The following is a 23400-nucleotide window of genomic DNA, read 5'->3' as shown; positions in this document are numbered from 1 at the left end:
AATCCTCCAGTGGAGGATTTCGGTGAAGAGCGCCCGGACGTGGCCGGGCAGGGGCTGGTCCCCGTTCCGCCGTCAGCCATGCGCCCAGGGCCCATGCTTGCCGGGCGCCCCGTCGAGCCGCTCGAAGCCGTGCGCGCCGAAGAAATCCCGCTGAGCCTGGATCATGTTGGCGGTCGAGCGCGCGGTGCGCATCATGTCGAACCAGGCGAGCCCGGCCGACAGCGCGGGCAGCGGCAGGCCGCTCCGGGCGCATTCGGCCACGGTCTCGCGCAAATCGCCCTGCGTGCCGCAGAGCCGGTCGATGAACAGGGGCGCCAGCATCAGGTTGCGGCCTGGGTCTTCCTGCAGCGCCGTCGCCATGTCGTTGAGCATGGTCGAGCGGATGATGCAGCCCGCGCGCCAGACCTTGGCGATCTCGGGCATCGGCAGGTCCCAGCCGAACTGGGCGGAGGCCTCGGTCATCATTGCGAAGCCCTGCGCGTAGCAGAGGATCTTGCCGGCGATCAGCGCCCGCTCCAGCCCCTCGAGGCTCAGCGAGCCGGGCAGGCGGCGCGGGGCGCAGCCGAACAGCGCCTCGCCGGCGCGGCGCTCCTCCAGCCGGGCCGAGACGTTGCGCGCCATCACCGCCGCCTCGATCACCGGGATCGGCGCCGCCAGATGCTGCGCTTCGATCGCGGTCCAGCGCCCGGTGCCCTTCTGCCCGGCCTTGTCGAGGATCACGTCGAGCATCGGTGCGCCATCGGCATCGACCGCCGCCGCGACCTCGCCCGCGATCTCGATCAGGTAGGATTGCAGCGGGCCGCGGTTCCACTGCCGGAAAGCCTCGGCGATCTGCGCGGCACTCATCCCGAGCCCGTCGCGCATCACGCCGTAGATCTCGGCGATCATCTGCATGTCGGCATATTCGATGCCGTTGTGCACCGCCTTGACGAAATGCCCCGCCCCGCCGGCGCCCATCCATGTGGCGCAGGGCTGACCCTCGGCTGAAGCCGCGATGGCCGTCAGCACCGGGGCGACGCGGTCCCAGTCGGCCGAGGCGCCGCCGCCCATGATCGAGGGCCCGTGCCGCGCGCCCTCCTCGCCACCCGAAATGCCGATGCCCATGAAGCCGCCCGCCTTGGCGCGGCGCTCGGTGTCATGAAAATTCGCGTTGCCCGCGTCGATGATCAGGTCGCCTTCGTCGAGCAGCGGCCGCAGCGCCGCGATCTGGTCGTCGACCACCGGCCCGGCGGGCACCATGAGGATGATGGCCCGCGGTCGGGCGATGGCCTGCACCAGATCCTCCAGCGTCTCGGTCGGGGTGATCCGCGCGGCCAGCTCGCCCGCCCCGGCATGGAACTCCCGCGTCACCTCGGTCGTGCGGTTCCAGACGGCGATGTCGAAGCCCTTCTCGGCGATGTTCAGCGCCAGCGACGCACCCATGGTTCCAAGGCCGATCAGGCCGATCTCTGCGCTCACTGTGCCGCTCCTTCATTTCCGTGCCGTCCCCCCGTATATAAACCGCTCCTGCGCCGCGGCTACAGGCGCAACACGGAGGATGGCGATGCGCTTGGTGTTGATGGGGGTGGCAGGCAGCGGCAAGACCAGCGTCGGACAGGCGCTGGCGGCGCGGATCGGCATCGCCTATCGCGACGGCGACGACCTGCATCCGCCCGGCAACATCGCCAGGATGGCGCGGGGCGAGCCGCTCACCGATGAGGACCGCTGGCCCTGGCTCGCGCGGGTCGGGCAGGCGCTGGCGGCGGAAGAGGCGCTGATCCTCGGCTGCTCGGCGCTGAAGCGCGTCTACCGCGACCGCATCCGCGACGCGGCGGGCGAGGTGATCTTCGTGCATCTCTCCGGCAGCCGGCGGGTGATTGCCGCGCGGATGCGGGCGCGCGAGGGGCATTTCATGCCTGCCTCGCTGCTCGACAGCCAGTTTGCCGCGCTGGAGCCGCCGGGGCCCGACGAGGCCGCGGTGACGGTGGATATAGACCAGCCGGTCGAAGCGGTGGTCAGCGACATCCTCCGCGGGCTTCAGGCGATGCGGACGAGGTGATTGTCCCAGGCCGCGGCGGTGGTCTGCAGCGGCCGCATCCCGGCATCGGTCAGATGGCTCACCGCGCCGCCGCCATCGGTGACGATGAAGCCGCCGCCCGCCGCCGCCGCGACGCCGCAGGCATCCTGCCGCGGATGGGTGGCCAGCGGCGTGCCGTCGCCCGCGAAGAGCTGCACCACGCTGCCCCGGGGAGAGGTCAGCGCCAGCCGCTCGCCCGCCGCGTCGATGGCGATCGAGCCGGCATAGCCCTTCATCGCATAGGCCTCGGTCTCGGCCGGCGGGCAGAGCCGCGCCGGACTGCCGCGCCGGTGCAGGCCCAGCAGCGGCACGGGATCGGCGGGGTCGCCCTCCCACTGCATCGCGAAGGCCACCGTGCCATCCTCGGCCAGGGCCAGATGCCGGATGGAGTTCTGCGCATACTCCGGCTCAAGCTCGACCTGCTCCAGCAGCTCGCCCTCCGGCGCGAGGTAGCTCAGGTTCGGGCGCATCGCGTCGAGGTTCAGCTTGCTGCGGTCCTCGGGGTCGGTCCTGATCCCGCCATTCGCCACCACCAGAAGCTCGCTGCCCGGCAGCCGCCGCAACTCATGCGGGCCGATTCCGCCCGAGGCGAATTCGCCGATCCGCAGATAGCCCCGCGTGTCCCAGAGCCCGACCCGCCCCTCGCTGGTCTCGGCCACCACCTCGGAGGTATAGAGCCGACTGCCATCCTGCGAGAAGGCGCCATGGCCGTTGAACTGCCGCCCCTCCGGCGGGGTCAGCCGTGCCAGCACCGTGCCCGAGGCGCAACCGATCACCAGCGCATAGGCGCCGGGGCGGCGGGCGAAGGCCACCACCTCGGGGCGCAACGGATGGGCGGCGGCGGCATGGCCGCGCGCGGGCAGCGGAATGGCGAAGAGCGGCGCGCCCTCGGCGCTCAGCCCGTGCAGCGCGAAGGCGTTGGTCGCATCCCTTGCGGCGGCGACGAAGGTCGGGCTGCCGGCATCGGCCCAGCTGAGCCGGGGCAGGGACGAGGCCAGAAGCCCGGCAAGCACATGTCGGCGCGTCGCCATCTCAATCTCCATCCGCTGCGTTGAACCCGGTCGACACCCCGAGCGCGGCGCCCACGTCGGTCGTCACCGTGTCGCGCAGGGCATGGATGCGCTGCTGCAGGATCTCCACCTTCAGCCGCCCCTGCACATCGCCCACCCGGGCCAGCGCCGGATCGTCAAGCTCCGCCGCCAGCCGCCCGGCGGCCTCAAAACCCGCCTCGGTCTGCGGGCTGTCAGGGGCCAGCGCCCGCGCCAGCCGCTCCAGCGCCGCCAGCGACAGTTGCACGTTGCGCAGCGACCGCTCCGACAGCCGCGCCTCGGCGCGTTCGGGGCGGGGGCGGTCGAAAGTGCCCAAGGGCCGCGCGAGCCGCTGATCGGCGGTGAACTCGAGCCCGGCCATCAGTTGCGTGAACAGCGCCTGCCGCGCCTCGGTCTCCGTCAGGAAGCGCGCATTCCCGGGCTGCCCCGCCGTCAGCAGCAGCGGCGCGAACTCCGCCCAGCCCGCCTCGATCTCGGCCGCCAGCCGCGCAAGGTCGGTGGCGGTGGCGCGGGTCAGCGCGCAGGCATAGTCGCCGGTCAGCGCCGGGTCATACAGCAGCCGCTCCAGCGCGAAGAGCCCGCGCGCAGCGATGGAAACCTCGGCAAAAGCCGCCGGATCCTCCACCGCCGGGTCCTCGGCGGCGATCATCCGCGCCATGGTTTTCGCGCCGCTGCCCTTGGGGTCGGGCCAGAAGGCGATGGCGAGGCTGCGGCCGCCCTCTTCGGCGGGCCCGAAGCGCAGGTGGCTGACCGCCATCCAGGCGTCGAAGGCGGCGTGATAGGCCGGGCGCAGCGCCTCCGGGCGGCAGTCGGCCTCCGCGGCGGTTTCCAGCGCCCGGGCCGCCTCGGTGAAGCCCGCGTAGCCGGGCAGGATCACCTGCTCCACCGCCGTGGCCACATCGGCGCGGGCGGGCAGGGCGAGCAGCGCCAGCGCGGCGGCGGCACGGAGCAGGGTCAGCATCACAGGCTCTCCAGATAGGCGATCAGCGCGTCGCGGTCAGGTTTCGGCAGCGAGATGACGCGCTGCCGCGCCGCCTCCGCCTCGCCGCCATGCCAGAGCACGGCTTCCAGCAGGGTGCGCGCCCGGCCGTCGTGCAGGAAGTGGCTGTGGCCGCTGACCTGTTCGGTCAGCCCGATGCCCCAGAGCGGCGGCGTGCGCCACTCGCGCCCGTCGGCCCGCGCCTCGGGGCGGTTGTCGGCCAGCCCTTCGCCCATGTCGTGCAACAGCATGTCGGTATGCGGCCAGATCAGCTGGAAGCTCTGCTCCGGCTGGCCCTCCAGCCGGTGCGTCACGAATTTCGGGCGGTGGCAGGCGGCGCAGCCGCTGTCGTGGAACAGCTGCTTGCCGCGCAGCACCTGCGGATCGTCCAGCCCGCGCCGCTCCGGCACCGCAAGGTTGCGGGCGTAGAAGGCCACCAGATCGAGCCCCGCTGCATCGACCTCCAGCCCATCGCGCACTCCGGGCTCTGCCCCGGTCGGCGCGGCGAGGCAGGCGGTCTGCGCCTCGGTGCATTCACCGGAATGCGCCGGGAACAGCGGGTTGGAAATGCCCATGTCACCGGCAAAGGCCGCCGCCGACTGCTGCTTGATCGTCGGCGCCCCCGCCTTGAGCCCGAAGCGGCCCAGCATCGGCGCGTTGCGCTCCACCGACCAGACGATGTTCGGCCTGCCCGAGATACCGTCGCCATTGGCATCTTCCGGGTCGGCCAGCGCGAGGATGTCCGCCGCCGGGATCGCCTCCAACAGCCCCAGCCCGATCATCTGCGGCGTCAGCCGCGGCGACAGCATCGTATCGGGCGCGAGCGGGCCATAGCCGAGATCCGCCACGCCATAGGCGGGCGCGCGCAGCGAGACCACCGTGCCATCGGCCAGCGTCACCGGCTGTTCGACATAGCTGATCGTCATCCGCCCTTCGGCGGCATGGCCGGGCACGGCGAAATCCTGCAGCTGGCCGCCATAGGTCGGCTCCGGCAGCGAGGTCAGGTAGCCCTCGATCCCCTCCGGCGCGACGCCCCCCGGCACCGAGAGCCGCAGGAACAGCGACACCGCCGCATCCTCCGGCCCCTCCGGCGCATGGCCGCGCCCGTCCTTCACATGGCAGTTCTGGCAGCCCCGCGCATTGTAGAGCGGCCCCAACCCGTCCGAGGCCAGCGTCGACGAGGGCGCGGCGACCCAGAGCTTGCGGAACAGCCCGTTGCCGAGCTTGAAATCCATCTCGCGCTCGAAGGGCATGTTGCCCGAGCTCTGCGAAAAGGCGTCGGCCGTCGTCCGGGCGCGCACGCTCGCGGCGCCGCCGGGCAGCGCCTCGAAGGCTTCGGGCTTGGTGAAATCGGTCGGCGGCGCGGTGATCGCGGCGATCCGCGCGGTCTCGGCGGCGGTGCGCGGCACGACGGCCAGCTCCGGCGGGTCGAGGATCTGCGCGACGGCAGGCGAGGTCGCCAATAAGGCGATCAGCAGGGGGGCAAGGCAGGGGGGCGGCAAAGACGGCATGGAACGGGTCCTTTCGCCGCAGATGTCGCGCCATTTTCCGAGTCATTCAATCGGAAAATGGCGCGACGATTTGCCGCTGCGGATTACTCGGCCTGATCCGCCGGCTTGGCGTTCAGCAGGCCGTAACGCTCTTCGCCAAGCTTCTCGAAGAGGTGCAGCTGGGTCTCGAGGAAGTCGATATGGCCTTCCTCGTCGGTCAAGAGCGCGTCGAACAGGTTCTTCGACACGTAGTCGCCCACGCTGTCGCAATGTTCCCGCGCTTCGATGTAGAGCTTGCGCGCGTCATGCTCGGCGGCGAGATCGGCCTCCAGCGTTTCCTTGATGGTCTGACCGATGCGCAGCGAGTCGAGGCGCTGCAGGTTCGGGTGGCCTTCGAGAAAGATGATCCGGGCGATCAGCTTGTCGGCGTGGTGCATCTCCTCGATGCTCTCGGCGCGCGACTTGTCGGCGAGCCGGCCAAAGCCCCAATCCTCCTGCAGCCGGTAGTGCAGCCAGTACTGGCTGACGGCGGTGAGTTCAGACCTCAGTGCCGCGTTGAGATATTCGATGACCTTGGCGTCGCCCTGCATATGTCTCGTTTCCTGTGAGTGGCGCGCGACGGAGGCCGCGCAGGTTCATGGGTACTTCGAAACTGTCGCAACGGCGCATGGTGTCAAGCAAAAGCGGCATGCAGCCGCCGCATTCGGCGCGCTTGCCGAGCGCGTGGTAAACCTTGCCCGGCGTGATGATGGTGGCGGCGTCCGAGGCGCGCATCCAGTCCACGGCGGCGCGGATGTCGCGATCGGTTATGTTCATGCAATGACAGACGATCATGGCTATGTCCGGCTTGGGAGGGCGGAGGCGCGGGGCGCCTCCGCGGCAGGGTCACTGGAAGACGGCGTTGGGGTTGTCGAGGCTGTCCGAGCCCTCGAAGGCGATGCCGTTCAGGCCGAGCGCCGTCACCGCCCGCTCGATCGAGGCGGTCTGCGTCACCAGCGCGTCGACCGCGCCCATGATCAGCGCTTCGCCCTCGGCATTGCCGGCCGCCAGCATCTGGTCGTAGGCGGTGCCGCTCTCGGCCTTGGCCTTGATCGCCCCCAGCGCTTCGACGCTCGCCGCAAGCTCGGCCTTCAGCGTCTCGTCCAGCGTGGCGTCCTTGGCCGCGACCAGCTCCGACAGCGACGGGCCGGAGACCACGCTGCCATCCGGGCGGGTGTAGCTGCCGAGATAGACGTTCTGAACGCCGAGGCCATCGTAGTAATGGCTGTTGTGCGTGTTGTCCGAGAAGCAGTCATGCTCCTCTTCCGGATCGTTCAGCATCAGGCCCAGCTTCATCCGCTCGCCCGCCTGCTCGCCGTAGGAGAGGCTGCCCATCCCGGTCAGCATCGCCGAAAGTCCCGCCGCCGGATCGGCGGTCACCGCCGCCCGCGCCTCGCCGCCCTCGGCCCAGGCCTTGGCCATGTAGTCGAGGTCGCTCACCAGCAGATCGGTCGCGGCCTTCAGATAGGCCGCCCGGCGGTCACAGTGGCCGTTGGTGCAGCCGTCGCCCGTCAGGTAATCGGTGTAAGGCCGCGCGCCCGCGCCCGGGCCGGTGCCGTTCAGATCCTGCCCCCAGAGCATGAATTCCACCGCGTGATAGCCGGAGGCCACGTTGCTCTCGATGCCGTCGGCCTCGTGCAGCGTCTCGCCGATCAGCGCGGGGGTGATCTCGGTCGCGTCGATCTCGCTGCCCGAGAGGGTGAATTTCGGCGTCGCCACCACGTTCAGCGCGGCGAACTCGTTCTCTTCGGTCGCGCCGCCATAGCTCGCATCGACATAGTCGATCAGCCCCTCGTCCAGCGGCCAGGCGTTCACCTTGCCTTCCCAGTCATCGACGATCGGGTTGCCGAAGCGGAACACCTCGGACTGCTGGTAGGGCACCCGCGCCGCCAGCCAAGCGGTCTTGGCCGCCTGCAGCGTGTCCTCGCCCGGCATGGCGATCAGCATGTCGACCGCGCTTTGCAGCGCCTTCGCCGTGCTCAGGCTGTCGGCATAGGTCGCGGCGGCGATATCGGCATAGGTGCCAACCACTTCGGCGGGTTCGGCCGCCAGCAGCGGCTGGGCGCAGAGCGCCGTGGCGGAGAGAAGCGAGGCGAGCAGGCGGTTCTTCATGGCGACTCACGAAAGGGTTGGCGGGGCGAAGCCCTTGGCTGGTTACGAGACAGGGCGCCCGATGGGCGCCCCGGGGCTTACTTGGTCAGGATCAGCTTGCCGGCCCGCGTGATGCGCAGGCTGTAGACCTGCCCGTTCAGCACGATCCGGGCCTGACAGCCGCCCTCGGTCAGGCGGGTGGCGTCATGCACCGGGATTCCGGTTTCGATCATGTCGGTGATATCGGTCATCGCGTTCATGCCGTGCGCTCCATCCGGTCGAAGATCATGTGAAGGCCGGGAGCCGAAGGCAGGAAACCTTCGAGCGCCTGGCGCAGCAATTCGGTGAAGCTGGTTTCAGGTTCGGGCAAGGGTCTGGCGCTTGTCATGCGGGCCTCCGGTTTCCATCAGGGCTCCGGGCTGACCTCTCGGGTTGGCTTGGATGGGGTAAAGGTGACTTAAACAGTCGGACTTGTAAAGCCTGATTCTTTCTGTCGGAATGCAGAAGGGCGGGCCCGCGCCGGACCCGCCCTGCCTATGCCCCTTCCGGGCCTGTCAGCGGACGGCGCCGCCGGTCGCCGCCGTCACCCTGTCGGCAGCCGCGCGCACCGCCTGGCCGAAGCGGGTGAGATCGGTCAGGCTCAGCCGGAAGGCCGGACCCGAGACCGACAGCGCCGCCACGGGCGCGCCGGCGCTGTCGAAGATCGGCGCCGCCACGCCGCGCATGCCCTCGGCCCCCTCCTGATCCTCCACCGCGAAGCCCTTGTCGCGGCTGCGCGACAGCTCGCGCAGCAGGGTGGACTCCGAGGTGATGGTCAGCGAGGTGAACTTCGGCTGGCCCAGCTGCGCCAGCCGCTCGCGCACCCGGTCCTCGTCGCTCCAGGCCAGCAGCGCCTTGCCGGCGGCCGAGGCGTGCAGCGGGCCCTGCGCGCCCGGCGGGAAGAAGGCGCGGATCGGCTGCCGGGTCTCGACCTGCGCGACATAGAGCACGCCAGCCTCGGTCTCGACTGCCAAGGCCACGGTCTCGCCGGTCGCCTGCATCAGCTCGGCCATCGGCCCGCGCGCCCGCTCCGCCACGTCCGAGCGGCGCAGGAAGGCCGAGCCGATGCGGAAGGCCCCGGGCCCGACATGCCAGAGCTGCCCCGGCTCCTCGATCTCGACGATGCCATGGCCCTGCAGCGTGACCAGCGCGCGATAGACGGTGGCCGCCGCCTGATCGCTGGCCGCGGCCAGTTCGGACAGGGTCATGCCGGGGGCTTCGGCGAGCAGTTTCAACAGCCCGATGGCGCGGTCCAGCGACTGTACCGTGTTCTGTTCGGTCTTGTCCTCGGCGGCTTTCGGGCGACCGCGCTGGCGGCGGATCACGGCGGCGGCATCGGCCATCGGCAGCTCCTTGCACTCGGAATCTCAGAAAAACCGTTTCGACTGATGAAAAAGCATGGCGGCAAAAAAGCAAGCTTCATCGCGTCGCACCCCGGCCGGACGGCGGGAAATCTCTCCTCCGCCTGCCGTCGCGGCATGTTGAACCCGCCCCGGCTTCATGATCTGAAAGGGTTGAAGATCGGAGGCGGCAGATGCGGGTTTTCATCAACGGTTTCGGACGGATCGGCCGCTCGGTCCTGCGCGCCCACGCTTTGGCGCGGCAGAAGGGCGCCGCAGGGCCGCTGCAGATCGTCGGGATCAACGACATCGCCGCGGCCGAGATGTGCGCCTATCTCTTCGAGTTCGACTCGGTCTTCGGAGTTTGGCCCGGCACGGTGGCGCTGGAAGAGGGGGCGCTGGTGGTGGACGGGGTCAGCATTCCGCTGCACCGCGCGCCGGATCTGTCGGTGCTGGATCTCTCCGGGGTGGACGTGGTGATGGAATGCACCGGCCGCGCCGACCTGCCCGAGATCGCCGGGCGCGGGCTGGCGGCGGGGGCGGGGCGGGTGCTGGTCTCGGGGCCGTCTCGGGCGGCGGAGTTCACCGTGGTTCTGGGGGCGAACGAGGCGGGGCTCAGGGGGCAGCGGATCGTTTCCAACGCTTCCTGCACCACCAACGCGCTGGCGCCGCTGGCGGCGCTGATCGAGCGGGAGTGGGGCGTCGTCACCGGGTCGATGACCACGATCCATTGCTATACCGGCAGCCAGCCGACGGTGGACGCCCCCGCCGCCGATTTCGCCCGCAGCCGGGCGGCGGCGCTGTCGATGGTGCCGACCACAACCTCGGCGCAGCGGCTCTTGGATCTGGTGCTGCCCGGGATCGCCGGGCGGATCGAGGGGTCGGCGGTGCGGGTGCCGGTGGCGAGCGTCTCGGCGGTCGATCTGGCGGTGATGACGGCCCGGTCGGTGACGGCGGGGGAGGTGAATGCGGCGCTGGCGGCGGCGGGCGGGGTGATCGGGGTGACGGAGCGGGCGCTGGTCTCGTCGGACCTGCGGGCGCGGCCGGAGAGCATCGTCATGGCCCTGCCGGAGACCCGGGTCACCGCCGGGGGCATGCTGCGGGTGTTCGGCTGGTATGACAACGAATGGGGCTTTTCCAACCGGATGCTGGATGTCGCGGCGCGGATGGGGGCGTTTCACGCGTGAAAATCGGCTCAAGCCGCTGATTTTCCGTGATTTCTGAAAATTCATTCAGGGTTTCTTAACCCCGGGGCGCGGGAGGTGCGGAGCTGCGTCCCGGCCTGCGGCGGCAGGTCGCAGGGTGAGTCGCGGAACCTGCCGCGGGAAAACGCGTAACGCCCCGTTACAGCTACGGAAATATTCCGCGAGATTCCCGGAACAAGAAGTACAATTCGCAGTTGTAGCCGTCGTTAGCTCTGGGGAGAGTTTCACATGCTCAACAATTACTCGCTCGGTGTGACTGACATGAAACGGTCGCGGGCCTTCTACGACGCCGCCCTCGCGCGGCTCGGCATCGCCGCCAAGGCGCGCGGCGAGACCTTCGCCCGCTGGGCCAAGGAGGGGCGCGACGACTTCAGCATCGGCCTCGTTCCGGCGCCGGATTACGAGGAGCCGGTGGCGCAGGCCCATGTCGCCTTCACCGCCCCGACCCGCACCGCGGTCGACGCCTTCCACGCCGCCGCCCTGCGCTGCGGCGGGCGCGACGATGGCGAACCGGCGCTGCGCCCGGAATACCATCCGAACTACTACGCCGCCTTCGTGGTGGACCCGGATGGTTACCGGATCGAAGCGGTCTGCCACGCGCCGGAATAGGCCGCGGCTCAGCCGATGCTGAACGGCTCGGGGAACCAGTGTTCCTCGAGGTTCGGCGTCGGTCCGATCCGGTCGACCACGGCGAAGAGCCCGGGCGCCTGCAACGGCGTCAGCACCCCGTGCCATGTGCCGCGATGCAGGTTGACGCCCTGTCCCGGCGCCGTGAGGAAGGCGAGCGGCATTCCCGGAACGCCGCCCTCGTCGGGGGCGACGATGACGAGGAACGGGTGTTCGGTCATCGGCAGGAAGGCCTGCGAGCCCTCGGGATGCCGCTCGACCATCTCCAGCAGATAGGGCAGGCGGCGCGGTTCGGCCTTGAAGATCGAGATCCCGGCCCGGCCCTCGGGGCCGAAGTCGAGCTTGGCCCGGTCGTGGTGCCGGCCGCAGAGGCCCTGATTGATCAGCCGGTCCGGCGCGCCGCTGGCGTCGAGGACGTCGCCGAAGGGGGCGAAAGCCAGCGCGGTGAGCGGTTGGGGGGAGAGGAATTGCATGCCGGTCTCCGGTGGCGGAGGCCAGGGGGCTGTCTGCCCCCCGGACCCCCCGAGGATATTTAAGGACAGAAAATGAAGGGGGTCAGGCCGGGGGGCCGAAGGCGCCGGGGCCGCGCAGTTTGGCGTGGCGGTTCACGTCCTTGTAGAGCAGGTAGCGGAACGGGCCGGGGCCGGCGGCGTAGCAGGCCTGCGGGCAATAGGCGCGCAGCCACATGAAATCGCCCGCCTCCACCTCGACCCAGTCGCGGTTCAGCTTGTAGACCGCCTTGCCCTCCAGCACGTAGAGGCCGTGCTCCATCACATGCGTCTCCTCGAAGGGGATCAGCCCGCCCGGCTGGAAGGTGACGATGTTGACATGCATGTCATGCGCCACATCGCCCGGATCGACGAAGCGGGTGGTGGCCCATTTGCCCTCGGTGTCGGGCATGGCGATCGGCTTGATCTCGCGTTCGTTGGTGACGAAGGGCGCAGGCGGGGCGATGCCCGCGGCGGGTTCGTAGAGCTTGCGGACCCAGTGGAAGCGCGCGGGCTCGTGCTTGGCGTTCTTCAGCCGCCAGCGGCAGCCCGCCGGAATATAGGCATAGCCGCCGGGTCCGAGGTCATGCTCCTGCCCGTCGAGCGACAGCCAGATCTCGCCATGGGTGAGGAAGATCACCGATTCCGCGCCGCTTTCGGGATCGGGCGCGTCCGATCCGCCGCCCGGAGCGACTTCCATCACATATTGGCTGAAGGTCTCGGAAAAGCCCGACATCGGCCGGGCGATCAGCCAGAGCCGCGTGTGGCTCCAGCCGGGCAGGGCCGAGGTCACGATGTCGGAGAAGACGCCCTTCGGCAGGAAGGCGTAGCTTTCGGTGAAGACGGCGCGGCCGGTCATCAGCTGGGTCTGGGGCGGCAGGCCGCCGCGCGGCGCGTAATAGTCGGTCATTTCAGCATGTCCTGAAGCCGCAGCGCGGCGATGCGTTCCACCTGGGCGCAGGCGGTCTGGAACTCGGTCTCGCTGTCATTGGCGAGCCGGGTCTGGAAGGCATGCAGGATCCCGGCCTTGGTATGGTCGCGCACCGCGATGATGAAGGGGAAGCCGTGCTTGCGGGTGTAGTCGTCGTTCAGCGCCTGGAAGGTCTCGCGCTCGGCGTCGGTCAGCGCGTCGAGCCCGGCGCTCTGCTGTTCCTGCGTCGATTCCGGCGTCAGCCGGGCGGCGGCGGCCAGCTTGCCGGCGAGGTCGGGGTGGGCCTGCAGCACGCCCAGCCGCTCGGCCGGCATGGCCGAGCGGAACACCCGGGCCAGCGCGTTGTGCAAGCCCGTGGCGCAATCATGCGCCGGGCCGAGTTCGAGGTCGAAGGCGCGGTCGGCGATCCAGGGCGAATGTTCGAAGATGCCGCCGAAGGCCGCGATGAAGCTGTCGCGGGTCATCCGGCTCGGGCGCTCGAAGCGGCGGGGCGGATGGGTCGCGGCCCAGTGCCGGGCGATGTCGAGCCGGCGCGGGAACCAGACGCCCTCATGGCCGCGCGCATAGTCGAGGAAGCGCTTCAGCCCGGCGATCTTGCCCGGCCGGCCGATCAGCCTGCAGTGCAGCCCGATCGAGAACATCCTGGCCGCGCCCGCCTCGCCCTCGGCATAGAGCGTGTCGAAACTGTCCTTGAGATACTGGAAGAACTGCTCGCCGGTGATGTAGCCGGGCGCGGTGGCGAAGCGCATGTCATTGGCTTCCAGCGTGTAGGGGATCACCAGCTGGTCGCGCTCTCCCGCCTCGATCCAGTAGGGCAGGTCGTCGTCATAGGTGTCGGAGATCCAGTCGAAGCCCTGCTCGGCGGTCAGCCGCACCGTGTTGACCGAGCAGCGCCCGGTGTACCAGCCGGTCGGGCGCTGGCCGGTGACCTCGGTGTGCAGCCGGATGGCCTCGGCGATCTGGCGGCGCTCCTCCTCCTCGGGCATGTCGCGGTGCTCGACCCATTTCAGCCCGTGCGAGGCGATCTCCCAGCCGGCCGCCTGCATCGCCGCGACCTGCTCGGGCGAGCGGGCGAGGGCGGTGGCGACGCCATAGACCGTCACCGGGATGTCGAGGCCGGTGAAGAGGCGGTGCAGCCGCCAGAACCCGGCGCGGGCGCCGTATTCGTAGATCGACTCCATGTTCCAGTGCCGCTGCCCCGGCCATTGCGCCGCCCCGGCGATGTCGGAGAGGAAGGCCTCGGACTGGCCGTCGCCGTGCAGGATGTTGTTCTCGCCGCCTTCCTCGTAGTTCAGCACGATGGACACGGCGATCTTCGCGCCGCCCGGCCATTGCGCATCGGGCGGGGTGGGGCCGTGGCCGCGCATGTCGCGGGGGTATCGGGGCATTGTCGTCTCCATCGTCCTGAGGCGGCAGGAAAGCCGCGAATGCGGCCGGCTGCAAGTCCCCCTGTGGCGTCGGCGGCGGAGATGCGGCATTCTCGGCCGGAACGCGAGGAGATGACGATGGGACGGCTGACGACGCATGTGCTGGATACCGCGCGGGGCCTGCCCGCCGCGGGGGTGAGGATCGCGCTCTACCGGCTTTCGGAGGCGGGGCGGGAGCCGGTCGGCGAGACGGTGACCAATGCCGATGGCCGCACCGATGCGCCGATGCTGGCGGGCGAGGCGCTGGTGGCGGGGGTTTACGAGCTGGTGTTCTTTGCCGGGGACTATCTGCGGGCCAGCGGGCAGGCGGAGGCGGGGCCCTTGTTCCTCGACGAGATCCCGATCCGTTTCGGCGTGGCGGATGCGGCGGCGCATTACCATGTGCCGCTGCTGCTGTCGCCCTTCGCCTATTCGACCTATCGCGGCAGCTAGGCCGGTTTTCCTTTCCCGATCAAGGATTTGACCGCCGGGCTTGCGCCCGCGCGGCGCGGGTGCGGCTGGGCGGGGACCGGGGCGCCCCAATTGGTCGCAGCGTGTCTCGTCAAGTTGACATTGCGAATGTACGTGAATCGTTACAGCTTCTTCCTCGGAGCTTTTCGGTAGGGGCACCGGGCGGCGGCTGGCGGAGACGCAAAGCCACCGGGATCTGCAACCGTTCAGCGTGCGGGCCCTGCACGCCAGTCGATAACCATTCGGGGAGTACCAAGTTGACCGATGATCCGAAAAAAGTGTGGCCCACGGGCCTGACCATGGCCGAGGCGGAAGAGGTGCAGACGCAGCTCGTGCTCGGCACCCGCGTCTTCGGCGGCATCGCGCTGCTGGCGCATTTTCTGGCGGCCGCCGCAACCCCGTGGCTTGGCTGAGGGAGAGAGACCATGAACAATTCGAAGATCTGGCTCGTCGTCAACCCGAGCCTCGGCGTGCCGCTGCTGCTGGGCACTGTCGCCGTCAGCTCCTTCGCGGTGCATTACGCCATCGTGACCCAGACGCCCTGGCTGGCGGATTACTACGAGGGCGCCGCCAATGCGGCCCCCGCCCCGCTGGTCGTGGCGGCTCCGGCGCCCGCGGCTGAGGCCCCCGCGCCTGAAGCCGTGGTGACCGAAGCCGCCGTGCCGGCCGAGCCGGTGGCGGATGCCGCCGCCGTCGAGGCGCCGGCGGTGGACGCGGCGGCTGTCGAGGCTCCGGCGGCCGAGGCTGCGCCGGTGGAAGAAGTGGCGGCGGTTGAGGCCCCGGCGGTTGAGGCTGCCCCGGTCGAAGAGGCTGCCGCTGTCGAGGAGCCGGCTGCCGAGCCCGCTCCGGAAGCCGTGGTAGAGGCGCCGGCTGCCGAAGCCGCCCCGGTCGAGGAGGTCGCGGCCGAAGCGCCCGCCGCCGAGGCCGCTCCGGTGGAAGAGGTCGCCGCTGTCGAGGCCCCCGCCCCCGAGGCGGTGGAGGCCGCCGCCGCCGCCGAGGCTCCGCTCGCCGAAGCCGCTCCGGTTGAAGCCGCCCCGGTCGAGGCCGCTGCCGCTGAAGCCGCTCCCGCTGAGGCTGCTGTCGCCGAAGCCGCGCCGGTCGAGGCGGCTCCGGTCGAGGCTGCCGCCGCTCCCGAGGCCGTGGTCGAGGAAGCGCCCGTCGCCGAGGTTGCCGCTGTCGAGGCGGCTCCCGCCGCCGAGGCCGTGGTGGAAGCCGCTCCGGTCACCTGGATGCCGCTGCTGGATCTCGCGACCCAGCTGAACACGCTGGGCTACACCGTCCTGTCGGTGTCGCGCGTCGACGACGCCTACTACCTGGTGAACATGACCGACGCCAATGGCATGCCGGTCGTGAGCTACCTCGATCCGGCCACCGGCACTCCGGTCGCCGGTCCGGCAGCCGAATAAGGCCCGACAAGAGGCCCAAGGAAGGCCACCCCGCGCGGGGTGGCCTTTTCACATCGGAGACCTGCCGTCAGCGCGCGGCTTCCGCCACCTTTGCCCTGAGCCGCACCAGCGCCAGCACCGTGTCGATGGTCGGGGTCGGCAGACCGACCAGCCGGCCGAGTTCGGCCACCGAGCCGACCAGCGCCTCGATTTCCATCGGGCGGCCCGCCTCCAGATCCTGCAGCATCGAGGTGCGGTGCGCCCCCACCGCCGCGCCGCCGTCGATCCGCCGCTCGACGTCGATGGGAAATTTCACCCCCAGCGTCTCGGCGATGGCTTGGGCTTCCAGCATCATCGCCCGGGCGACGCCGCGGGTGCCGGGGTCGGTGCAGAGGAGGTCGAGCGTGGCATGGGTCAGCGCCGAGATCGGGTTGAACGACAGGTTGCCCCAGAGCTTCACCCAGATCTCGTCGCGCAGGCGCGGCCGGACCGGCGCCTTCAGCCCCGCCGCCGCCAGCGCCTCCGACAGGGCGACGGCGCGGGCGGATTTCTCGCCCGAGGGTTCGCCGAGCGAGAAGCGGTTGCCCTCGATGTGGCGGATGGTGCCGGGTTCGGAGACTTCCGCCGCGGGATAGACCACGCAGCCGAGCACCCGGTCGGGGCCGAAGCCGTCCCATTGCACCCCGCCCGGATCGACCGAGGCGAGGCGGGCGCCCTCCAGCTGGCCGCCCGCCTTGTGGAAATACCACCAGGGCAAGCCGTTGACGCCGCTGACCAGCGTGCTGCCCGGGCCGAGCAGCGGCAGGATCTGCGGCACCACGGGCGGCACCGAATGGGCCTTCAGCGTCAGGATGACGTAATCCTGCGGCCCGAGTTCCGCCGGATCGCCCGAGGCGCGGACCGGGACGGTGGTCGTTCGGCCTTCCTCGATCAGCGTGAGGCCGCGCGTCTGCATCGCCGCCAGATGCGGGCCGCGGGCGACGAGGCTGACCTCGGCCCCCGCCTGTGCCAGTTTCGCGCCCATGTAGCCGCCGATGGCGCCGGCGCCGAAGATGCAGATCCGCATGTCAGGCCGCCCCGAGACCGAGCTTTTCCGCCAGCCCGATGCGCTGCAGCTTGCCGGTGGCGCCCTTGGGGATCTCCTCTAGCAGGATCACCCGGCGCGGCACCTTGAAATCGGCCAGACGCTCGGCGCAGAAGGCGCGGATGGCGGCCTCGTCGGCCTGCATCCCCTCGCGCAGCACCACGGCGGCGGCGACTTCCTCGCCCAGCTTGGCATGCGGCATGGCGAAGGTGACGACCTGCTGCACGGCGGGATGGTCCATCAGGATGCCGTCCACCTCCAGCGGCGAGACCTTCTCGCCGCCGCGGTTGATGATCTCCTTCAGCCGCCCGGTGAGGCCGAGATAGCCCTCGGCATCGAGCGCGCCCTGATCGCCGGTGCGGAACCAGCGGTGGCCCCCGGCCTCGAAGAAGCTGCGGGCGTTGGCCTCGGGGTTGCCCTCGTAGCCGGGCGTGACATTGGGGCCGGAGATCACCACCTCGCCGATCCCCTCGTCGAGCAGGCGGTTCTCGGTCTCATGCGCGATGCGCAGGAGCGGGCCCGCGGCGACGCCGACCGAGCCCGGTTTCTGCCTGCGCGGCGGCAGCGGGTTCGAGGCCATCTGATGCGCGGCTTCGGTCATGCCATAGGCCTCGATCACCGGGGCGCTGAAGGTGCGGGCCAGCTCCAGCATCACCTGCGCCGGCAGCGAGGCGGAGGAGGAGCGCAGGAAGCGCAGCGGCACGGCGTCGATCACCGGCTGGTTGCGGGCGGCGCGGCCGAGGATCGCCTGATGCATGGTCGGCACGGCGGTATACCAGGTGGGATGCGCGGTCTCCATCCAGCCGAAGAAGCGCAGCGCGTCGAAGCCCGGCGCGCACCAGACCGAGGCGCCTGCGGCGAGGCTCGCCGTGACGGCGGCGACGAGGCCGTGGATGTGGAACAGCGGCATCATGTTCAGGCAGCGGTCATGCGGCGTCAGCGCCAGCGACTGCGCGATGTGATGCGCCGAGGCCGAGACGTTGCCGTGCAGCAGCGGCACGATCTTGGGCCGCGAGGTGGTGCCCGAGGTGTGCAGGATCAGCGCCACGTCGCGCGGGCGGGCGGTGTCGCGGTCGGGCTCGCCCGGCGCGATGCTTTCGGCCCGTAGCGAGAAGCTGCCCGCCGGGTCGCGCGCGTCATGGCCGAGCCGCAGGATGGCGAGCCCCGCCGCCTCGGCCGCGTCATGCGCCGGGCCGTCGTAGCCTTCGGCCAGCACGATGGCCTTGGCTTTCAGGTCGGACAGGTAGAAGGCGAATTCCTCCTGCCGGTAGCCCGGATTCAGGGGTGCTGTGACCGCGGCCTGCGACACGGCGACGAAGGCCGCCGCCATTTCCGGCCCGTTCGGCAGCACGATCGCCACCCGGTCGCCGCGCCCGATGCCCGCCGCGTGCAGCGCCGTGACCGTGTGGCTCACCAGATCGCGCAGCCCGGCATAGGTGAGCCAGGGCCGGTCCGGCGCGCCGATGGCGAGGCCGTCGTTGCGGTGGAAGGCGAAGAGGTCGGAGATCGTGGCGGACATCGGGGGATTCCTCGGAACGGCGGCGCGACTGCGGATCGCCTCATGACGCGCCGCAAAGGCCGCGGGGTCAAGCGGGATGAAGGGGGGAGAGCGGCCGGACCTTCCCCCGAAGGTCCGGCCGGTGGGCGCAGCGGCTCAGACCACGGTGACGGTCAGGCTGCCCAGCCCCTGGACCGAGGCTTCCATCACGTCGCCGCGCTGCACCGGGCCGACGCCGGAGGGGGTGCCGGTCATGATGACATCGCCCGCCGCCAGTTCGAAATAGTCGGAGAGATAGGAGATCATCTCCGGCACCTTCCAGATCAGCTGGTTCAGGTCGCCGGTCTGCCGCACCTCGCCGTTCACCGTCAGCTCGATGCGGCCGGCGTCGGGGTGGCCGACCTCGGTCACCGGCTGCAGCGGGCCGACGGGGGCGGAGCGTTCGAAGGCCTTGGCGATCTCCCACGGGCGACCGGCCTTCTTGGCCACGTCCTGCAGGTCGCGCCGGGTCATGTCGAGCCCGACGCCATAGCCCCAGACATGTTCCAGCGCGCGGTCCACCGGGATGTTGCGGCCGCCGGAGTGCAGCGCCACCACCATCTCGATCTCGTGGTGCAGGTCGTTGCAGTGGTCGGGGTAGGGGAACTCGCCGCTGGCGTCGAGATTGTCGGGGTTCTTCTGGAAGAAGAACGGCTGTTCGCGCGTGGGGTCGCCGCCCATCTCGATGGCATGGGCGGCGTAGTTGCGGCCGATGCAATAGACCCGGCGCACCGGGAAACGCTGGCCCGAGCCCTCGATCGGCAGGCTGGGAATGTCGGACGGCGGGAAGACATAGGTGGTCATCAAGATCTCCTTTTCGCCGTCCAAGCTGCGCATTCTGCCGGGGGCGTCAAGTCATTCCGCCGCCTGCGCCACCTCGCGCAGCGCCTCGGCGGCGATCTCGAAGGACCGCATCCGCGCTTTCGCATCGTGGATCTGCCCGGTCAGGATCAGCTCGTCCGGCTTGTGCCGGGCGATCAGCGCCCGCAGCTCCTGCCGCACGGTGTCGGGGCCGCCGGTGGCCGAGACATGCAGCGCCTGCTCGACCATGTGCTGCATCGCCGGGTCGATGACGGTGGAGAGATCCTCCACCGGGCGGGGCAGCTTGCCGGGATTGCCGGTGCGCAGATTGGCGAAGGCCTGCTGCATCGAGGTCTTGAGGTAATAGCCCTCGGCGTCGGTCTCGCCGGCGAAGACGTTCACCGCCAGCATGAAACGCGGTTTCGCCAGCTGGGCGGAAGGCCGGAAGGTCTCGCGGTAGACCCGGATCGCCTGCGTCAGGGCCTGCGGCGCGAAATGTGAGGCGAAGGCATAGGGCAGGCCAAGATGGGCGGCGAGCTGCGCGCCGTAGAGGCTGGAGCCGAGGATCCAGATCGGGACGTGGGTGCCGATGCCGGGCACGGCGATAACCTGCGCGCCGGGGACCGGGTCGCCGAGGTAATGCTGAAGCTCCATCACGTCGCCGGGGAAGTTGTCGGCATTGTCCATGTTGCGCCGCAGCGCCTGCGCGGTGCGCCCATCGGTGCCGGGGGCGCGGCCGAGGCCGAGGTCGATCCGGTCGGGGAACATGGTGGCCAGCGTGCCGAAGGCCTCGGCCACCATCAGCGGCGCGTGGTTCGGCAGCATGATGCCGCCCGAGCCGACGCGGATCGTCGAGGTATGGGCTGCGACCTGACCGATGACCACGGCGGTGGCGGCGCTGGCGATGCCGGCCATGCTGTGATGTTCGGCCAGCCAGAAACGGTGATAGCCGAGCGCCTCGGCGTGGCGGGCCAGCTCGACGGTGTTCTGCAGCGCCTCGGCGGTGCTGGAGCCCTCGGGGACGGGGGAGAGATCGAGGACGGAATAGGGGATCATGGGGTGCTCCGGGCCTTTGCCTTGGCCCCCCGATATGGGGTTGCGGCGGCCAAAGAAAAGCCCCGACGGCGGTCGCGCCGGGGCGGGGGTTGTGTCAGACCGGCTTTTCCCGGCGCAGCGGCCGCGAGGGCGGCGGCGGCAGGCCCTGCTTCATCTGCTCGACGATGTCGATCTCGCGCTGCCATTCGCGCCACATCGCCACCAAGAGCGCCATCAGCACCGGCCCGACGAAGAGCCCGACGATGCCCATGGTCTTCACCCCGCCGACGAGGCCGAAGAAGGTGGGCAGGAAGGGCAGCTTCACCGGCCCGCCGACCAGCAGCGGCCGGATGGTCTTGTCGACGACGAAGAGCTCGACCGTGCCCCAGACGAAGAGCGCCAGCCCGGCGAAGGGCGAGCCGCTGGCGGCGAGGTAGATCGACACCAGCGTGAAGCACAGGGGCGCGCCGCCGGGGATCAGCGCCATGAAGCCGGTGATGACGCCCAGCGTGACCGGCGAGGACATGCCGGCGATCCAGTAGGCGACGCCGAGGATCACGCCCTCGCCGATGGCGATCAGCGTCATGCCGGTGACGGTGGAGGAGATGGTGGCCGGCACCACGCGCGACAGCCGGTCCCAGCGTTCCGGCAGGATGCGGGCGCCGACGCGGTCGATCTGCCCGGCGATGCGCTCGCCGTCGCGGTAGAAGATGAAGAGCGCGATCAGCATGAAGAGCAGCGTCAGCGCCAGATGGAAGGCCAGCGTGCTGGCGGTGAGGATACCGCGGTATATCGAGCCGATATTGGCCCCGCTGACCACCTGCACCAGCTCGCTGATGGCGCCGGGGCGGCCGATGTATTCGCGCCATTGCAGCGCCAGCCAGTTGCCGGCCTGCGGCAGCTCCTCCAGCCAGTGCGGCGGTGGGGCGCCGGTGCTGTTGGTGTTCACCGCCCAGCTGATCCAGACCTGCAGCTCGCCGAAGGCATAGACCAGCGCCATCATCACCGGGATGACGATGAAGGCGACGATCAGCAGCACCAGAAGCGCGCCGGCCGTCATCCGGCTGATGTGCAGCCGCCGCTCCAGCCATTGCAGCACCGGCCAGCTGGCGAAGGCGATGACCAGCGCCGCCAAGACCGGCACGATGAAGCCGTGGAAGAAATAGACCGAGGCGGCCAGAACCAGCAGCAGGAGCCAGCGTGCGGCGGAGATGTCGGTGATCAGCGGACGCCGGCTGTTGCGCGCGATGGCGGCGCGGCCGGGATCGGCGGCCGGGGGTCGATTCGGGTCCGTCATGTCTGGGGGCCCCGCGCTGTCTCGGTCATGTCTGGCGATCTCTTCCGTCTGATCCGGGCGGTTGGCCCGACATTGCCTAGATAAGCACTTGCCCGGGCGATGCACCACCGCCCAACCGCGCCCCGCCCGCAAAATTCCGTGTCGGGGAGCCGCCGGGAGCCTAGGCATCGCCCGACGCCCTGTCGACCCGCGCGGGTCATGGGCGGCGCAAAAAACCGTCCCGCGCCGCGCGCCCTGCCTGCCCGCGCGACGGATGTCAGAATTCGTCACAGAAATGTCGAGTTCCGGCAGCGGGCGGCGAAAGCTCTGCCCTATGGTTCGCGGGCAAGGTGCCGCATCGGAGACGGGGCGGAGAATTGGGAAGCCGGTGCAAGGCCGGCGCTGCCCCCGCAACGGTGACAGAGAGTGCGGCGCGATGGGAGGCCACTGGAGCATGCTCCGGGAAGGTGTCGCGCCGGGCGGAAGCCGCTCTGCAAGCCCGGAAACCAGCCTTCGCACGTCACCCGCGGGCTTTCCGCACACCCATTCTCGTCGCGGGGCGCGACCACCGGAGAGGCAGACCATGCTGGCAGACCACGAAGCGCTGAGGCTTCTGACATCCCGCAAACCGAAACATGCGCTGGAGCAGCCGCTCTATACCGATCCGGGCGTGTTCGACGCCGATCTGCGGATGCTGTGGTACCGCGACTGGCTGCTGGCGATCCCGGCCTGCGAGATCCCGAAGACCGGCAATTTCGTGACGCTGCAGGTCGGCGCCTATCCGGTGGTGATCGTGCGCGGCGCCGACGGGCAGGTGCGCGCCTTCCACAACGTCTGCCGCCACCGCGGCCAGCGGCTCTGCTCGGTGATGAAGGGCTCGAGCCCGAAGCTGGTCTGCCCCTATCACCAGTGGACCTACGAGCTGGACGGGCGGCTGCTCTATGCCCGCGACATGGATGCCGATTTCGATCCGGCAAAGCACGGGCTGAAGCCGGTGCATTGCCGCGTGGCGGGTGGGATCGTGTTCATCTCGCTGGCCGAGGCCGCGCCGGAGTTCGACGGGCTGGGGGCGGAGCTGGAGCGCTATCTGGCGCCGCACATGCTGAACGACGCAAAGGTGGTGCACTCCTCGACCATCGTCGAGAACGGCAACTGGAAGCTGGTGATCGAGAACAACCGCGAGTGCTATCACTGCGGCGGCAACCATCCCTCGCTGTGCCGGACCTTCTCGGACAAGCCGGTGATCACCGCGCCGAACGACAGTGGGTCGGAGACCGAGGTGACGCGGCACTGGGAGCGTTGCGAGGCGGCGGGGCTGCCGTCGCAATTCCTGATCCACCCGACCTCGCAATGGCGTCTGGCCCGCGTGCCTCTGCTGAACAACGCCGAGAGCTACACGATGGACACCAAGCGGGCCTGCGCCAAGCCGCTGGGGACCATGCCGTTCTTCGATGCCGGGAGCCTTCTGTTCTTCCACTATCCCAACAGCTGGAACCACTTCCTCGGCGATCACGCCATCGTCTTCCGCGTGCTGCCGCTGACGCCGACCACCACCGAGGTCACGACCAAGTGGATCGTGCACAAGGATGCGGTCGAGGGCGTGGATTACGACATCAAGCGGCTGACCGAGGTCTGGCTGGCCACCAATGACGAGGACCGCCGCGTGGTCGAGGAGAACCAGGCCGGGATCAACTCGCCGGCCTACGAGCCCGGCCCCTATTCCTCGATGCATGAGGACGGGGTGATCCAGTTCATCGACTGGTATGCCGAGACCATGACCGAGCGCCTCGCGCCCCGCACCGCGATGGCCGCGGAATGAGCGCGGCGAGCCTCTCCCGCACCGCGGCCTGGAAGGATTCGGAGCCGCTGGAATGCGTGATGGTCGTGCCGGAGGCGCCCAATGTGGCGACCTTCGCCTTCCGCGCGCCTTCGGGCGCCTGGTTCGACTATCTGCCGGGCCAGTTCCTGACGCTGGAGCTGCCGGTGCCCGGCGGGTCGGTCTGGCGGACCTACACGATCTCCTCCAGCCCGTCGCGGCCGCTGTCGATCTCGGTGACGGTGAAGGCGCAGC

The 23400-nt window shown here is 69.9% G+C and carries 26 protein-coding genes and 1 riboswitch; of the genes, 8 read left to right on the top strand and 18 right to left on the bottom strand.

Translation table 11 applies throughout. The features are described from left to right. Nucleotides 1-72: 72 nt before the first annotated feature. Nucleotides 73-1458, bottom strand: a complete 1386-nt coding sequence (gene gnd / locus C5F48_RS13865) for an NADP-dependent phosphogluconate dehydrogenase (protein ID WP_107664495.1) — start codon at nucleotides 1456-1458, stop codon at nucleotides 73-75. A gap of 85 nt (nucleotides 1459-1543) precedes the next feature. On the opposite strand from gnd, the gene C5F48_RS13860 reads away from it, so the two are divergent. Further along, the gene (locus tag C5F48_RS13860; RefSeq protein ID WP_245941438.1) at nucleotides 1544-2038 is read left to right on the top strand and encodes a gluconokinase; all 495 of its coding nucleotides are present in this window, start codon (nucleotides 1544-1546) and stop codon (nucleotides 2036-2038) included. On the opposite strand, the gene C5F48_RS13855 is transcribed toward C5F48_RS13860, so the two are convergent. The 9 genes from C5F48_RS13855 to C5F48_RS13820 all read right to left on the bottom strand — a co-directional run bounded on the left by C5F48_RS13855 (nucleotide 2017) and on the right by C5F48_RS13820 (nucleotide 9086). Continuing rightward, on the bottom strand, nucleotides 2017-3087 hold the full coding sequence (locus tag C5F48_RS13855; protein ID WP_107664494.1) for a DUF1513 domain-containing protein: 1071 nt from the start codon (nucleotides 3085-3087) through the stop codon (nucleotides 2017-2019). The genes C5F48_RS13860 and C5F48_RS13855 overlap by 22 nt on opposite strands. Nucleotide 3088: 1 nt before the next feature. Further along, nucleotides 3089-4066 carry an imelysin family protein gene (locus C5F48_RS13850; protein ID WP_107664493.1) on the bottom strand — a complete coding sequence of 326 codons (978 nt, stop codon included), beginning with the start codon at nucleotides 4064-4066 and terminating at the stop codon, nucleotides 3089-3091. Beyond that, nucleotides 4066-5595 (bottom strand): di-heme oxidoreductase family protein, encoded by a 1530-nt coding sequence (locus tag C5F48_RS13845; protein WP_107664492.1) that lies wholly within the window; start codon nucleotides 5593-5595, stop codon nucleotides 4066-4068. The genes C5F48_RS13850 and C5F48_RS13845 overlap by 1 nt, the downstream gene beginning before the upstream one ends. A gap of 83 nt (nucleotides 5596-5678) precedes the next feature. Further along, a complete protein-coding gene (gene bfr, locus C5F48_RS13840; protein ID WP_107664491.1) occupies nucleotides 5679-6164 on the bottom strand; it encodes a bacterioferritin in 486 nt (161 codons plus the stop codon). Next, on the bottom strand, nucleotides 6112-6408 hold the full coding sequence (locus tag C5F48_RS13835; RefSeq protein WP_107664498.1) for a (2Fe-2S)-binding protein: 297 nt from the start codon (nucleotides 6406-6408) through the stop codon (nucleotides 6112-6114). Before C5F48_RS13835 ends, bfr begins: the two co-directional genes overlap by 53 nt. 51 nt (nucleotides 6409-6459) lie before the next feature. Beyond that, nucleotides 6460-7725, bottom strand: a complete 1266-nt coding sequence (locus C5F48_RS13830) for an imelysin family protein (RefSeq protein WP_107664490.1) — start codon at nucleotides 7723-7725, stop codon at nucleotides 6460-6462. 77 nt (nucleotides 7726-7802) lie between these two features. Then, a complete protein-coding gene (hemP, locus tag C5F48_RS13825; protein WP_245941443.1) occupies nucleotides 7803-7937 on the bottom strand; it encodes a hemin uptake protein HemP in 135 nt (44 codons plus the stop codon). 23 nt (nucleotides 7938-7960) lie between these two features. Further along, the gene (locus tag C5F48_RS26055) at nucleotides 7961-8092 is read right to left on the bottom strand and encodes a hypothetical protein (protein WP_258186507.1); all 132 of its coding nucleotides are present in this window, start codon (nucleotides 8090-8092) and stop codon (nucleotides 7961-7963) included. A 166-nt stretch (nucleotides 8093-8258) separates the two neighbouring features. Then, on the bottom strand, nucleotides 8259-9086 hold the full coding sequence (locus C5F48_RS13820) for an IclR family transcriptional regulator (RefSeq protein ID WP_107664488.1): 828 nt from the start codon (nucleotides 9084-9086) through the stop codon (nucleotides 8259-8261). A 191-nt stretch (nucleotides 9087-9277) separates the two neighbouring features. On the opposite strand from C5F48_RS13820, the gene C5F48_RS13815 reads away from it, so the two are divergent. Beyond that, entirely contained in the window at nucleotides 9278-10270 is a 993-nt protein-coding gene (locus C5F48_RS13815; RefSeq protein ID WP_107664487.1) for a type I glyceraldehyde-3-phosphate dehydrogenase, read from the top strand. A 246-nt stretch (nucleotides 10271-10516) separates the two neighbouring features. Next, nucleotides 10517-10897: a VOC family protein gene (locus tag C5F48_RS13810; RefSeq protein WP_107664486.1), complete on the top strand. Its 381-nt coding sequence runs from the start codon at nucleotides 10517-10519 to the stop codon at nucleotides 10895-10897. Nucleotides 10898-10905: 8 nt separating this feature from the next. On the opposite strand, the gene C5F48_RS13805 is transcribed toward C5F48_RS13810, so the two are convergent. The 3 genes from C5F48_RS13805 to puuE all read right to left on the bottom strand — a co-directional run bounded on the left by C5F48_RS13805 (nucleotide 10906) and on the right by puuE (nucleotide 13722). Continuing rightward, nucleotides 10906-11388, bottom strand: coding sequence for an ureidoglycolate lyase (locus C5F48_RS13805; protein WP_107664485.1), 483 nt, complete (start codon nucleotides 11386-11388; stop codon nucleotides 10906-10908). Between the two features lie 82 nt (nucleotides 11389-11470). Further along, nucleotides 11471-12313: a bifunctional allantoicase/(S)-ureidoglycine aminohydrolase gene (locus C5F48_RS13800; RefSeq protein ID WP_107664484.1), complete on the bottom strand. Its 843-nt coding sequence runs from the start codon at nucleotides 12311-12313 to the stop codon at nucleotides 11471-11473. Beyond that, entirely contained in the window at nucleotides 12310-13722 is a 1413-nt protein-coding gene (gene puuE / locus C5F48_RS13795) for an allantoinase PuuE (protein ID WP_107664483.1), read from the bottom strand. The genes C5F48_RS13800 and puuE overlap by 4 nt, the downstream gene beginning before the upstream one ends. A 117-nt stretch (nucleotides 13723-13839) precedes the next feature. Between puuE and uraH the strand changes: the two genes are divergently transcribed. From uraH to C5F48_RS13780, 3 genes are all read left to right on the top strand, one after another. Beyond that, nucleotides 13840-14193 carry a hydroxyisourate hydrolase gene (gene uraH / locus C5F48_RS13790; RefSeq protein ID WP_107664497.1) on the top strand — a complete coding sequence of 118 codons (354 nt, stop codon included), beginning with the start codon at nucleotides 13840-13842 and terminating at the stop codon, nucleotides 14191-14193. 275 nt (nucleotides 14194-14468) lie between these two features. Further along, nucleotides 14469-14624 (top strand): light-harvesting protein, encoded by a 156-nt coding sequence (locus C5F48_RS13785; RefSeq protein WP_107664482.1) that lies wholly within the window; start codon nucleotides 14469-14471, stop codon nucleotides 14622-14624. 12 nt (nucleotides 14625-14636) lie between these two features. Then, the gene (locus tag C5F48_RS13780) at nucleotides 14637-15617 is read left to right on the top strand and encodes a light-harvesting protein (RefSeq protein ID WP_107664481.1); all 981 of its coding nucleotides are present in this window, start codon (nucleotides 14637-14639) and stop codon (nucleotides 15615-15617) included. Between the two features lie 67 nt (nucleotides 15618-15684). Here C5F48_RS13780 and C5F48_RS13775 read toward each other — a convergent pair whose 3' ends face one another. The 5 genes from C5F48_RS13775 to C5F48_RS13755 all read right to left on the bottom strand — a co-directional run bounded on the left by C5F48_RS13775 (nucleotide 15685) and on the right by C5F48_RS13755 (nucleotide 21350). Beyond that, nucleotides 15685-16662 carry a 2-dehydropantoate 2-reductase gene (locus C5F48_RS13775; RefSeq protein ID WP_107664480.1) on the bottom strand — a complete coding sequence of 326 codons (978 nt, stop codon included), beginning with the start codon at nucleotides 16660-16662 and terminating at the stop codon, nucleotides 15685-15687. A gap of 1 nt (nucleotide 16663) precedes the next feature. After that, a complete protein-coding gene (locus C5F48_RS13770) occupies nucleotides 16664-18199 on the bottom strand; it encodes an acyl--CoA ligase (protein ID WP_107664479.1) in 1536 nt (511 codons plus the stop codon). Nucleotides 18200-18334: 135 nt separating this feature from the next. Continuing rightward, complete coding sequence (locus C5F48_RS13765; protein WP_107664496.1) at nucleotides 18335-19021, bottom strand: fumarylacetoacetate hydrolase family protein; 687 nt, start codon at nucleotides 19019-19021, stop codon at nucleotides 18335-18337. 51 nt (nucleotides 19022-19072) lie between these two features. Then, nucleotides 19073-20074: an LLM class flavin-dependent oxidoreductase gene (locus C5F48_RS13760; RefSeq protein ID WP_107664478.1), complete on the bottom strand. Its 1002-nt coding sequence runs from the start codon at nucleotides 20072-20074 to the stop codon at nucleotides 19073-19075. Nucleotides 20075-20168: 94 nt separating this feature from the next. Next, nucleotides 20169-21350, bottom strand: a complete 1182-nt coding sequence (locus C5F48_RS13755) for an AI-2E family transporter (RefSeq protein WP_107664477.1) — start codon at nucleotides 21348-21350, stop codon at nucleotides 20169-20171. A 311-nt stretch (nucleotides 21351-21661) separates the two neighbouring features. Further along, nucleotides 21662-21858: riboswitch (cobalamin riboswitch) on the top strand. Nucleotides 21859-21912: 54 nt separating this feature from the next. Here C5F48_RS13755 and C5F48_RS13750 point away from each other — a divergent pair. Both C5F48_RS13750 and C5F48_RS13745 read left to right on the top strand, forming a co-directional pair. Next, a complete protein-coding gene (locus tag C5F48_RS13750; RefSeq protein ID WP_107664476.1) occupies nucleotides 21913-23148 on the top strand; it encodes an aromatic ring-hydroxylating oxygenase subunit alpha in 1236 nt (411 codons plus the stop codon). Further along, the coding region (locus C5F48_RS13745) for an FAD-binding oxidoreductase (protein ID WP_258186506.1) at nucleotides 23145-23400 on the top strand (256 nt) is incomplete at its 3' end. The genes C5F48_RS13750 and C5F48_RS13745, both read left to right, overlap by 4 nt.

The sequence above is a fragment of the Cereibacter changlensis JA139 genome (assembly GCF_003034985.1).
Taxonomy (GTDB): Bacteria; Pseudomonadota; Alphaproteobacteria; order Rhodobacterales; family Rhodobacteraceae; genus Cereibacter; species Cereibacter changlensis.
Note: the sequence above shows the minus strand (reverse complement) of the source record. Positions and strands in the feature narration are given on the sequence as shown.